This window comes from Nostoc sp., from assembly GCF_036917755.1.
Lineage (GTDB): Bacteria > Cyanobacteriota > Cyanobacteriia > Cyanobacteriales > Nostocaceae > Nostoc.
Genome location: NZ_JBALFC010000019.1, coordinates 117,059 through 129,667 on the forward strand (window position 1 = coordinate 117,059; position 12,609 = coordinate 129,667).

The 12,609-nt window shown below is 38.3% G+C and carries 12 protein-coding genes; 1 reads left to right on the forward strand and 11 read right to left on the reverse strand.

Annotated features, from left to right (window positions below; genetic code table 11):
* Window positions 1-35 precede the first annotated feature (35 nt).
* From dndE to dndC, 4 genes are all read right to left on the reverse strand, one after another.
* Complete coding sequence (gene dndE / locus V7L05_RS06760; protein WP_335162990.1) at window positions 36-422, reverse strand: DNA sulfur modification protein DndE; 387 nt, start codon at window positions 420-422, stop codon at window positions 36-38.
* 327 nt (window positions 423-749) lie between these two features.
* Complete coding sequence (locus tag V7L05_RS06765) at window positions 750-929, reverse strand: hypothetical protein (RefSeq protein ID WP_335162992.1); 180 nt, start codon at window positions 927-929, stop codon at window positions 750-752.
* A gap of 62 nt (window positions 930-991) precedes the next feature.
* Window positions 992-2,989: a DNA sulfur modification protein DndD gene (dndD, locus tag V7L05_RS06770; RefSeq protein ID WP_335162994.1), complete on the reverse strand. Its 1,998-nt coding sequence runs from the start codon at window positions 2,987-2,989 to the stop codon at window positions 992-994.
* Between the two features lie 71 nt (window positions 2,990-3,060).
* On the reverse strand, window positions 3,061-4,740 hold the full coding sequence (gene dndC, locus V7L05_RS06775) for a DNA phosphorothioation system sulfurtransferase DndC (protein ID WP_335162997.1): 1,680 nt from the start codon (window positions 4,738-4,740) through the stop codon (window positions 3,061-3,063).
* A gap of 172 nt (window positions 4,741-4,912) precedes the next feature.
* Between dndC and V7L05_RS06780 the strand changes: the two genes are divergently transcribed.
* Window positions 4,913-6,511, forward strand: a complete 1,599-nt coding sequence (locus V7L05_RS06780) for a DGQHR domain-containing protein (RefSeq protein ID WP_335162999.1) — start codon at window positions 4,913-4,915, stop codon at window positions 6,509-6,511.
* Between the two features lie 133 nt (window positions 6,512-6,644).
* On the opposite strand, the gene V7L05_RS06785 is transcribed toward V7L05_RS06780, so the two are convergent.
* From V7L05_RS06785 to V7L05_RS06815, 7 genes are all read right to left on the reverse strand, one after another.
* Window positions 6,645-7,889 (reverse strand): DNA sulfur modification protein DndB, encoded by a 1,245-nt coding sequence (locus tag V7L05_RS06785; protein ID WP_335163001.1) that lies wholly within the window; start codon window positions 7,887-7,889, stop codon window positions 6,645-6,647.
* A gap of 522 nt (window positions 7,890-8,411) precedes the next feature.
* A complete protein-coding gene (locus tag V7L05_RS06790; protein ID WP_335163003.1) occupies window positions 8,412-8,873 on the reverse strand; it encodes a DNA phosphorothioation-associated protein 4 in 462 nt (153 codons plus the stop codon).
* Between the two features lie 219 nt (window positions 8,874-9,092).
* Window positions 9,093-9,359: a type II toxin-antitoxin system RelE family toxin gene (locus V7L05_RS06795; protein WP_335163005.1), complete on the reverse strand. Its 267-nt coding sequence runs from the start codon at window positions 9,357-9,359 to the stop codon at window positions 9,093-9,095.
* The gene (locus V7L05_RS06800) at window positions 9,356-9,592 is read right to left on the reverse strand and encodes a hypothetical protein (protein ID WP_334953327.1); all 237 of its coding nucleotides are present in this window, start codon (window positions 9,590-9,592) and stop codon (window positions 9,356-9,358) included. Before V7L05_RS06800 ends, V7L05_RS06795 begins: the two co-directional genes overlap by 4 nt.
* A gap of 59 nt (window positions 9,593-9,651) precedes the next feature.
* The gene (locus V7L05_RS06805; protein ID WP_335163008.1) at window positions 9,652-10,221 is read right to left on the reverse strand and encodes a Uma2 family endonuclease; all 570 of its coding nucleotides are present in this window, start codon (window positions 10,219-10,221) and stop codon (window positions 9,652-9,654) included.
* Window positions 10,222-10,232: 11 nt separating this feature from the next.
* Complete coding sequence (locus V7L05_RS06810; protein ID WP_335163010.1) at window positions 10,233-12,305, reverse strand: AAA family ATPase; 2,073 nt, start codon at window positions 12,303-12,305, stop codon at window positions 10,233-10,235.
* The gene (locus V7L05_RS06815) at window positions 12,302-12,475 is read right to left on the reverse strand and encodes a hypothetical protein (RefSeq protein ID WP_180277607.1); all 174 of its coding nucleotides are present in this window, start codon (window positions 12,473-12,475) and stop codon (window positions 12,302-12,304) included. The genes V7L05_RS06810 and V7L05_RS06815 overlap by 4 nt, the downstream gene beginning before the upstream one ends.
* Between the last annotated feature and the right edge of the window lie 134 nt (window positions 12,476-12,609).

The following is a 12,609-nucleotide window of genomic DNA, read 5'->3' on the forward strand; positions in this document are numbered from 1 at the left end:
AATTCGTAATTAAGACACCGATAACTAATATTGTTTCAAGGTTTAATGGCCAGTTCAATTAAATCTTCAATTTTCTTGATATTTGGATCGCCTGCTAAGTAGCCAATACCGCGATGCAAATGCAGGCGGAATTGGGTGGCGAGGGTTTCTTTATCGGTGGGATAACCGTCATTCTGACAGCGTTGCTTAAGAGCGAGGAGGAGAATATCTGACATTTCGCCGCCAAAGACGCGCCAACTCATTTCGACGTTGCTATCTTGGGGAATTGGGACGGGCGAGGGTGTGGTTGGTTCTGCGAGAGAGCGACAAAACGCCCAACGGCATAAGATATTCCATTGGTCGATTTTGGTGCTGCGCTTAAGTTTGGTAAGTTGGTCTTTGGCTGTTTGGGAAAGTTTAATTCTTTCGATTGGTGATTCCATAATAATTCGTCAATAACGAGTTTTACTAAAAATTGAAGTAGTTTACGACTTACGTACTGTACAAATTAATCATGGTGTGAATTTACCAAAATAGGTCGTTTTAGGCTTTTATTAATCATTCTTTGATGGTAAATAGACCCGCGCTGTAGGGGCACAGCACTGCTGTGCCCCTACGACAGATATCGGTTTCAAATTATCTATAATTACGTCTTTCCTGTCAATTGATAAAATAAATTTGTCCTCTCTCAATGCTCACAGCTTTTCTAAACCATCAATTTATGTAACACCAAATTCATGATTTATCGTCGCAATTTCTGTCTGTATATCTCAATCAATAGCCATTGCAGCTAGTTGTTCATTCATATATTTAACATCAGTAAAATTTTTGGATATTTGCTTACTTTCTTGCAATTGTCTTGTCATAAGTTCTAAGAGCCATTCTAGTTCTTCTAATGACAAAGCACGTAGGTCACGCTCTATTTTTAGTAAATGTGGTGAGTTCATCATTGCTTATCTACTTTCCAAAGGTCGTTATATATATTGTAAATATCTTTTTTAGACGATATCTACTACCAAAAATATTGATTTTCTAGCACTCTTGTTTGGCGGGTGGTAGAGTCGTATTTTAGGAGATATTCACGAGCGATCGCTTCGTTTTCTCGCAGTGTTTCTACTTCTTTCTTTCCAATCTCAGTATCCGTAGATAACAAAATTACTTGATGGCTGGCGGATGGAAAGTAACGTTCAACTAAGTTACTGCGGTGAGAGGAGTCTAGTCTTCCTAGTGGCGTATCGATGGCTACTGGTAGGCGGTGTCCAGAGACTTTGGCTAAACCCCAGAGGAATGCGATCGCTAGTAGTTGTTTTTCACCAGCCGAAAGGCGATGTTTAGGGACTGGTTTACCATTGAAATCATACAAGGAAAGTCCGAAAGTATTGGTATCAATGGCGATACGATGCACTAAGTCTGATTTGTGCAGGAGATAAAGGAAGCAATTCTTAACTTCTTCCTCTAATTTATTGAGCTTTCTCAAGGTTAATTTTTCACGGAAAATCTTGAGTGTTTCTTGAACTTTAGCCGCAGAGGTAATAATATGTTCGTTATTTTTATATTTAATATTTTCTACAGTATAATCACTTAATTCTCTTTTTGACTTAGAAATAATACTTTCTAAATCAGCTAAACGGCGGCGAATTGTTTCGTAATTTGCTTTAGCTTCAACAACTTGATTTTGTGCCGCTTCTAGTGCCTGACGCAGCTTTGTATAATCTTCTGGTGCTGCTGCTGTCTGCACTTGTCTTTCCAAAGTGATAATTTCTTCTTCCTTATTCTTGATAATAGCTAATTTTTCTTTTGCAGAAAGTTGAGAATTTTGCAAGTGATAGATGAGATTATCTAGCTGACTTAACGTTTCATCATCAGCTAATAACCAAGGGGCTTCCATTTGAAGACTTTTTGTATATAAATTATCTACATCTTCGACTAGAAATGATTGAATTTTTTCAACTTCTGTTAGAGCAATTTCTACCTGACTTAGCCAACTGAGTAAGCGCTGATCTCTCTCAATTAACAAATCTTTAGAAATTTGGATTTGTCGATGGCGAAATTCTTTTTCTCCCTGCGTTTGCACTTGAGTAAGTAAATTGGGAATTAATGCTAGGGGTAAAACATCAGCCGCCAACTCACACATTAACTGACGCACTTGTTCAACTTCCGCAGTTTTCGCTTTCTGTTGTAGTTCTAGTTGATTGCGTTCTGCCGCAATTTTACCACCCTCAGAAATGAATTTATCAAAAGCTTCTTGCTGCTTTACTTCTAATTCTTCTAGCTGATTTTTGAGATTTTCTAAATTCTGTTCATTTTCTTGATAATCTTGTTGCTGTTGCGTCAATCTTTTTTCAATTTCTTCTAGGTTAGCTAAATCTTTAGTATCAGCAAATTCTTTGCGTTTACGGTTAACTAAAATATCTAAATCAACTGCTAAACGATCTGCTAACTCTAGCCCGAAAAGTCCGCGAATAGCTTCAACAACAATCGGTGGTGGTATTTCTTGTTCTGCGAGTTCTTTAACCTGTTCGCCATCAAATAGGAATAAGTTAGAAATTCCTAAAGGTAGGAGATTTTCAATATATTCATCCCAGATATTAACTAAACCTGTATCCAGCCATTCATCATTTTGGCGAATGTCTAAAATTCCTAAATGGTCTTTACCATCTTTAGGATTTTTCTCCCAAGTTCGCACAATACGGTATTTTATTGGCTTGTTGTTTTCGATGTGTTCAAAAACTAATTCAATGCGGGTTTTCTCAACCGGATCAGTTTTAGTATTAACGCATTGAGTGAGAAAATCACCATAGCTAAGATTTCCACGGGTAGAACATTGGGCACGTTGTCCGTACAGTGCAAGGCGAATGGCATCCATCAAGGTAGTTTTTCCACCGCCATTCATCCCACCTAATAGAATAATTGGACGCGAGTTTTTATCATCAGTCTTTGGATCAAAATTGATTACCTGTTTCCCACAGTATAGACCAAAGTTTTGGAGAACGAGTTCAATAAAAATCATGGTTATTTTGAAGATTTAAGCCTCAAGCAAAAGCACTAAGATATACTTTGCGTATTGACGCGAAATTATTATTAGTTTTTGGCTGAAAATTTTATATTTGCCCAGGTTTGCAGTTTGTCTGTAGACTCTGTAAGAGATGTGGCGGATACGTTATCGTTTGAATTTACAGATAATTCATTTCTTATATCCGTTATTTCATCCATTACCTCAGCATCACCCAAAGTCAGCTGCTTAAACTTTTCCTTGAATTTTGTAACATCACCTTGACTAATTGCTTCTCTCAAATCGCGTTTTAAATGAGCATTATCAATTGCATCTTTTTGAGAGCGCGAACTCGTATCAAAACATTTCTCTAGAGCGTTGTATATTCCCGTGCGACGAGTCTTTTTACGATATTGGTATTCTGTGTCTAACAATTTCGCCATGAGTTCCAAGTGCATCGCGTCACCTTCACAGATTTCTTCTAATACTATCCATTCATCACGACCTAGTAGGCTATAGTCAGCACCAGGACGCGGGTCTTGAAATTCTTCGCCTGTCACTTCTTGATAAATCCGGGGTAAACTATCATCAAATTCGTGTTTGTCTTCTAGCCAAATGCGGCGAATTTCGCTCATTTCTTCGAGAGTAATTAGGGTGATATCGCGCATATTTTCTGGCGCTGTCCGACGGGTTTTTGTTTGTGCTTCTAATAATCGTCTGAGCCAATGTTCCCGCCAATATTTAGTATAGGGTCCAGGTATTGGCTCAACAGAAATTTCCCCGTTTTTATTGCGTTCAAATAGTTGGACATCTCCCCAAATTCTTCTAAAATCTCTTTTATCCCGATCATCTTGAATATCTAGTTCATTACGAATATCTAATAGAGGCTGCATCCATTCTTTTTCTTCATCATTTTGGATCATCGCCTCCATTGATTTATCCTTATTCACTAGTGTGCAAACCCAGCAGCCAAATCGGGAATCACCACAGCTAGGAGTAGAAGTATCAACAACTAGTGGACATTCATTATCGGCTGTTGCACCTCGATACATAGTAAATAATTCTTTATTGCTTTGTCCCCAAGGATTATCCCACTGATTCAGGTATATCCAGACATCGTTATTACTCCAATCTTCAATAGGGGTATAGATTAAGGAGTTGGGTAGGCTGGCATTAGGACTCAGGCGATCGCGTACTCGATCAAGTTGATGCTTTTTCATTGTGGCAGCACGTTTGGCGCTTTCTGCTTTGCGAGTACCCAATACAAGAATTGTTTCACCGTTAGCTCTAACTATTTCACGGATGAATTGATTAGCAGGATTAATTTTTAAACGTGGTGTACACCAGCGAAACTGGTTACGAGGTGCTGGATATCCCTTACCAATAAGATTTACCCAAAATGTGTCTTCAATTACTGGTTGTAATATGTGTGGATCAATTGGCATCCCCTGTTTTTTAGCAGCTACCTTGAGATTCTGCATGGATTTGCGAACCCAAGCAGACACTACAGGGTTTTCTACCTGAGTATCGGTTGTAATTACATAGACTGTTTTAGTTCTTTTTTCTGGAGGAAGAACTGTGATCGCATTCCATACAAGCTGCAATACTGTACTAGAATCTTTTCCCCAAGATACGCCTAAAACCCAAGGTATCTCATCTAAACAATACAATTCTTGAATTTCAGTGGTGAGAGCTTGGATATAGTCCACTAACTCTGCTACAGTACGTGCTTGCTGAACTCTATTTTCTGGTTGTTGTGCTGTAGTCATTTCTCCTTCTCTCTGGAAACACTGGCGTAATATCCCGGCGAATAGAATTCGCGGCTACACAGACAAAACCCACCTCCGTGGGTTGAATAAAAGTTTTTAAAAACTTTACTACTAATATCCAATTTTTTGGATAATTAAACTACATAATACTATTTTGTTTTTAAAATTTAACATGAAAGATAGTACATCTGACCCAACTGCTGACATCGCTAGAGAGTACCTGGAACGGGAAAACAAGGAAAAACAGGTACTAGCTTTACTCCTAGAGAACTTTTTAGGGAGAAAAGATCAGATTCTCGTCCAAAAAACCGAAATGGGTGGTACTGAGGCTTATGTTAGCTCTGTTACCTTGGAATGGTTTGCAGGTCGGGTTCACTTCGCCTCTGGCTTACCTCTGTTTCAAAAAAAGTATAATCATGAGACTGATAATGTCGAGATTGACGCGGATAGCATTGATGAAATTCAGCAGCGTCCCCTCGATTGGTCACGTCAAGCACCTCTAGTCCAGTATTTAGCGGCTCGACAAAATCATAAATTTCCGCCAGTGTTAGTAGTAATTAATCAACCGTGGGTGGATAATTCCAAAGCTGCTGAGTGGGATAGTGAAGGACGCGCCACAAAATCTACTACTGATTTCATCCCCCTAGATAAAGACGCTAAAGTAGGTCTGCTAAATATTTCTGAGGATGATATAACTATTTATGCACTAGATGGTCAACACCGATTAATGGGTGTACAGGGGTTGATGGAGTTAATTAAAACTCGGAAACTCCAGCGCTATAAAAAAGATAAAGGTGCTGATGACAGTTTTATTACAGTCAATGATTTGATAGAAAAGTATCAAGTAGACCTTGCTTACTTGCAAAATTTACCCAAGGAAAAAATTGGTATTGAGTTCATCTGTGCGGTAGCGGCTGGGGAAACTCGCACCGAAGCAAGGCGGAGGGTGAGATCGATTTTTGTTCATGTCAACCTGATGGCTGCACCCTTGACTAAAGGGCAGTTAACACAGTTGAATGAAGATGATGGTTTTGCGATCGTTGCTAGAAAAATTGCAGTTACACATCCACTATTAGAACAACGACAAGATCGCAATCCTCGTGTTAATTGGAATAGTGCAACAGTGGCTTCCAATTCTACAGTTTTGACCACTTTGCAAGCTCTACAAGATATGTCTGAGCGATATTTGGGTCAAAAGTTCGATCACTGGAAACCCTTGGAGAAAGGTCTAATTCCCATGCGTCCAGAGGATGAAGAACTTGAGCAGGGAATTGAGGAATTTAGAAAGCTATTTGATTCTTTGGCTAGTCTTTCCAGTTATAAGATTTTAGAACATGAGGATACACCAGCTTTACGGCGGTTCAGCTTTGAGAAAGATGGAGGTGAAGGAAATATGCTTTTCCGTCCGGTTGCTCAAGTTGCATTAGCGCAAGCTTTGGGAATTTTGGTTTTTAAAAAGGGTTTTCCCCTAGCAGATATTTTTAAGAAACTGCGGAAGTTTGACCAGCAAGGTGGTTTTAGTGGTATGGAGTATCCCCAATCTCTCTGGTATGGGGTTTTGTATGATCCAAATAAAAAACGGGTGCAGGTTGCTGGACGAGATTTGGCGGCGAAGTTATTGGTTTATATTCTGGGTGGAATTCAGGATCAGATGGAAATTGCTGAACTTCGCAAAGCATTGGCTAATGGGAGAACTGTAGAAAATAATACCGTCGGTTTTGATGGCAGCCTAGTTGAACTCAGGCAGGTTGGGCTTCCATCTCTTTTATAAGTATTAAAATATAACAAAGAGTGTTTCTGTTTTGACAAGTTATGATAAACAACACTTGCTAGGCAGAAACACTCAAAAATGATATATTTAAAGTACCCGTTCTCAACTTAACTTGAACGTACTGTTATCAAAATTACCCGATTAATCGAATTCCCGTTTGCTTATCTATTTCTTTTAAAGCAACGTTAAAAGCCTTGTCCAAGGCTGCCATTTGTGTGACAATCTTTTTATTACCTTCGTCATCAACTAAAACAACATTATTTTGCCACAGTTTTGAGTCTCTTGTGTAATCAAGATTGGCAACAGCTTTAATCAATTGGCTTCGCTCTTCATCGGTAAATTCTTTTCCAAAGAAGATAAGATGTCCTAACTTACTAATTATTTGAAACCCTACAGAGTTAAAGTCTATCCTCTGTTGTCTTAAAGTGTACAAATCAAGATTTGCTGTTTCTGATGCAGGCTTTAGGAGGGGTTTCCAGGCATCATTATTTTGACAAAATTCCGCGTAAAAGATTTTTGCTTTTGCTAAAAGAAGACTACTTTCTCCCTTTTTTTGATTAGAGCGAGATTCTATTACTTGTTTTCGAGATGATCCAAATAAGAACTCAGCAGTACAAACCTTTAATTGGTTCATAGTAAACAGATAATTTGGATCTTTGCCAACTGTTCTTGATACTTTGTCAATACGACCATCAAAGATAACTAATTCCTTAGTTAACTGGCGTGTTAATCTTGCTAGTACATTACTAACGTCAAATGCTGCTAGCAATGCTGGCGGTATTGGTCTTGTTTTGGCACAGTCCGCAAAATCTTGATGGATTTGATCTAAATCGTCCTCTCTAATAACTAGTACTGTTGCACTATCGTCGCGTAATTCTGGCCGTAACATGATAGCTTTCTCAACAGCTTTTATTCTATGTTGACCATCGGTAACATAAAGCTCGACATTTGTAGGAACGACTGCATATCCAAACTTAACTGCCCCTGCTCCAAAAGCAAACACTCTAATTGGTGTAGTGGAATTGAAAATAAATGGGGGAAGAATATAGTTGTCTGTCTCCAATAAATACTTGGCTATCTCATCGACATGCTGTTGAATCAGAGGTCGGTTGATGAACTCTTCTGCACTAGATTTATTATTCTTTGGATGAGCGCTATTCAATCTTGCCATTTCCAAGAGAAGATTAAAAGGCAAGGAGAATGTAAGATGAGTTCTTCCACCTTGTTCATAAACATGGCAGAGAAAAACTCTAGCACCTGAAGTAGCAGCATCTGAAAAAGCTTGTGTTTGTGCATCTACTTGTGTAGTCAACAATACTACGTCAGCACCAGATTGCTTACCGTTTTGGGTGCTGCTAAGATTTAGTGTTAAAGTCATTGAGTTAGATTACCTTCTAGCGATTAGTTTTTAGCAGTGGGTAATACTTGAAAATAGACAGCTTGATTTGAGTAATGCGACACTCATTTGCCCATTGATATCGCATACACTCACTCAAGCTATTCCAGATACAGAAGCAGCCATAATGTTATGGCTGCTTTTTTCTTACCCGTATTAGTACGGTAATACTTAAAATTGCATTTTGTCAACTAGCAGCACAAAAAAAGACTGATAATCAGATTTTGCAGCCTAATAACAAGCTGATGAATACAATTAAACACTTTTTTAGGGCTTATGTAACATATTTATGTTTTTGTACACAAGATAGCAGGTTTTATGTAAAACAATATTCATCTAAGGCAAGCGCAGTTACACTTGGGTATTATATTCGTCAATAGCTTGAATTGCCCTTGAGTACATAGAGCCAGATATTGTCATGACTTCTTGAAGATGTTTTAAGCTACTTATCGCATCAAGCAGATAGATTTGTATATCCAACCTTATATTCAATGAAAGCTTCCTTCAAGACAGAAATCTTCTAAGATCAAACTCTACTTCTGGCTTTTTTGGTTGGTCTTTCTCTAAATTAAGAATCAATAATAGACGTTCTGAATAGTCTACTGCTCCACGCAGTTCATTTTGTATAATATCTAAACCAGCATTAGCATACTCTTCAAAAATGTGAATTCGTTGCTCGTCAGCTACATTATCATCACCTATAATCTTAATGTTTTCTGTTTCGGTGATAGCCAACAAATTAATTAATAGAGTGAAGCTGCTGGTAAAATAATCTTGTCGCAATGGGGATAAATCTTTGGAAATTACGTCTAAAGGAAGACGTTTTTTATATTTAACGCCCAATGCTGCTGCAAACACCATAACTTCTACATAAGTCTGAAAAGGCGCAGTTGTGTCTTTTGATGCGACTAGAGATTTCACCAACTCAGCCTTATCTTTAGCAACCCTGATTCTATTTGCAGCCATTGTTTTAATATTTAACCCAAGTTGCTATTTTAACCGAAAGCCAAAAGCGAATGCACTTTTCGCATTATTTTATACTAGTGTAGATGCGATCGCTTAAACAAACAAATTATCCACTAACATAGTCCATCCTGGCACTGCGGGTTCAGTATAAGCATGACTATTTTACCAAAATTAGCGTAGCTTGCCGCAGTAGGCATCGCACCGATATTCCCCACTCCGCTAACTTTCATATTTATAAATCTCACTACGATGTCCTACTTTAATTACAGTTACTATCAAAACATCATCATCTACTTGATAAACAACTCGATAATCTCCGACTCGAACACGATATGAATTATCATCACCTTGTAATTTTTTTACCCCGTTTGGACGCGGTTCTATTGCCAAGTCGTTGATTTTAGTTTGTATGCGCTGTTGTACGTCTATAGGTAGTTTCCTAAACTGCTTTTTCGCACCACTTGAAAATTTAACTTCGTAACTCACGCAACATCCTTGTTTATTTCATTTCTTATTTCGTTTTGAATTTCATCCCAAGACACAGTGCCATTAATGCGTATATCTTCCCTAGCTTCTTTAATGGCTTTTAAGTCTTCTTCATCGTCTACATCATCGATTCTTTTTAAGAGTGCATAAATTTCATCCAAAGTACTGTCATAAGCTTGATGTAGCAGTACGTTGATATCTTTAATTAACTGTTCTCTTTCGTGTGCTGTCATTTTTAATCATCCGAATGTGGTTTTACTTTTTCTGCCACCATCTGTAGTTTCCGCTAAACTTAAGTTGGAAACTGAACATCCTCATAAACCAAAGAAATAGGAAATTGAAAATCAACACTAGTTAAATGAACTTCATCCCCTTCTTCATAAGGATGTAATTCCCAAATCCCTTTGTCATTTATACGAAAGCAATCTAAACTGATTTTTTCAGCATCGATGAGGACATATTCTTGTAAAGTTTGGATACGGCGATACTGCATAAATTTTTTGCCTCTGTCGTAAGCTTCCGTGCTAGGGGAAAGAACTTCAACAATTAAACAAGGATACTGAATAAATTTAATCGCTTGTCTATCTCTTTCATCACAACTCACCACAACATCCGGGTAGTGAAACGGCCCATTCTCAGTTACTCCTACTTTTGCATCTGCCATAAAAGCGCGACAAGAACCTCCCCGGAGATGACTTTTTAACGCCGAAGCTAAGTTTAAGGCAATACTAGTATGGGGAAGAGTACCCCCAGTCATAGCGAAGACTTCACCATTGATATATTCATATTTAATTTCTTGGTGTTCTTCCCATTCCAGGTATTCTTGGGGAGACATATAATTTCCATCTGGACTCGCAACCATAACTTTATCCTCTAAACATTACGTTCAACCGCGATAATTTCAGTATATTCATACTCATTCGGACTTTGCTTCACCAAAGGATATCTTTCTCCACCCAACTCAATATAATCTTGTTCGCAATCCGGCTTAGATGAATAATAGGTAAGCACATATTCTCTACCGATTCTCTCTGTCATTTCTGCTTCTACTTCACCCCGCCACTGAGTCTTAGTAACTAAAACTATCAACTGATTCGCTAATTGGGGAATTGTCTTAGCAATGTGTCGCCGCGAACTTTCATCCAAACTACCAAACGGCGAATCCATGACAATTGGGAAAGTGCTACTATCGGGAATCATCATCATTTTTCGCTTCTCACTCCATTCCCGTACTTTGTCAATAATGCTGGCAATAAAGGATAAACTGAGAATTTGATTTTCCCCGGTGGAAGCTGCAACTGGTGCTTCTATACCCGTGGTATTTTCTACTAACGTCAGTTCATATTTATCGCTAATTTTAGGAATATATGGAGTCACAGAAATCTCCATGAATATTTCTTGTACTCGCTTTTCTAGTTGCAGGCGAAATTGTTGTTCTTGACGATTTTTAACTTCCGTTAAGCGTTCAATTGCATCTTGAGTAGCGTTAATTCGTCGTTGTGCTAAATTTTGCTTATCTTCATTCAGCTTTTGTTTAGCAATTTGTTTATTGAAACCTTCAATTTCAGTTGTGAGTTGAGCAATTTGCTGCTGATTTGCACCTTGTTCTCGATTCAATTCATCAATTTTACTTTCAATTTCATCTAACCGTTTTTGCAAACTGCTAATTTCTTCATTAGCATCTTTTCGCAACCGTTCTTGAATATTGTCTAAATCGCCTTCAATTTGAGATATGCTTTGCCTTAATTGATTAATCCTAGTTTGTTCTCTATCAACTTCTTCCCAAAATCCTATAGCTTGCTTGTCAATTTCATCTACTTGAGCTATCATCCGAATTGCAGTTTCTTCTACCGCCGAAGAACCTGCTTTATTTAACCAGCTACTTACATGAGTATGAGAATGATTACCCTCGTGTAATTCTGCACCACAAATACAGCGTTGAGAATTGAGCAAATCATTCACAAATTCCCGCGAAATTCCTGATGTTAACTCGCCTCGCTGCTTCAAATCAGTGATAATTCCGCGAAACTGCGCTGTAGTTTCTGACAATAAAACGGTATAACCCCGTGCGGAAATAACTTTTTTCAGCGCTTCCTTAGTTTTTTTATATTCTTCTTGATTCGCCGCTTTCTGTGATTCTAAATCCTGCCATCTTTCTTGCAATTCCTTAGCAGCACTCAGTTCTCGTAACCGATTACTTGTCTCTTTTTTAAAAGTTTTTTGAGATTCTAACTCTTCTTTAATTTCCGTTTGGCGTTTGATAATGCGTTCACGTTCTCGCTCTATCTTCTCTTGCTGTCGTAACAGTTGTTTAGTTTCCGAATCACCAATAGCTTTTAACTCATTTTCTAGAGTTTTTTTAGCATCTCCCAAATGTCTGATAGAACGGTTGATTACTTCCACACCCAAGAAGATTTTTGTAGCTTCGGCAATTTCAGCTTTTTTGTCAGAACGGACTATTTCTTCAATTCGTTCGCCGTCAAAGAAAAAATATTGATGTAAAGTAGCCGGTAAAATTTGATTAATTATATCCTCTGGTTGCTGAATTGGTATATTCCATTTCCCATCGTCCGCACCAACCCACATGGTTAATTGAGTTTTGCCAGCGTCAAAATCACTTTCGTTTTTATAACCCCGACAGGCGCGTTTAACTCGATAGCGTTTCCCTTCATGTTCCCAGCCAATCTCTACCCAACATTCTACAGCTTGACCTTTTGGAGTTTCTGCGATCGCACGCTTATTTACTAACTGCTCTATCGATGCAAATGCTGCACTAAATTTATCATACAATACCCAAGTAAAGGCATTCAATAAACTGGTTTTTCCTGAGCCATTATTGCCATGAATAATCGTCGTGTTCTGAACATCTCCACCAGCCAGGAGCATCTCTGGTGTCGTACCATAAAAGGAGCGAAAGTTGCAGAGCTTGATTGAAGTTAGCTTCATCGCACCTCTTCCTTAATAATGTCCAAAATATTATCATTTATATGGCTGTTAATCTTCTTATCTAGCCTGCCTTTTTCCAGCTTCCATACCCGCTCAATAATTTGCCGTACTTCCGGCGGTGCGCTGGTTATTGGCTCTTGGACATCATCGATATTCGCCTCTTGTGACATATTGAGTTTTCAAATATACTTTTTCTATATTTTAACTTTCTCTAGTGTTGTATTTACCGAATTTTAGATTTTAAATTTTGGAAAAGGGAATTGAAGATTCAAAATCCGTCTTGGAAAGTTTGCTCAAGTCGGTA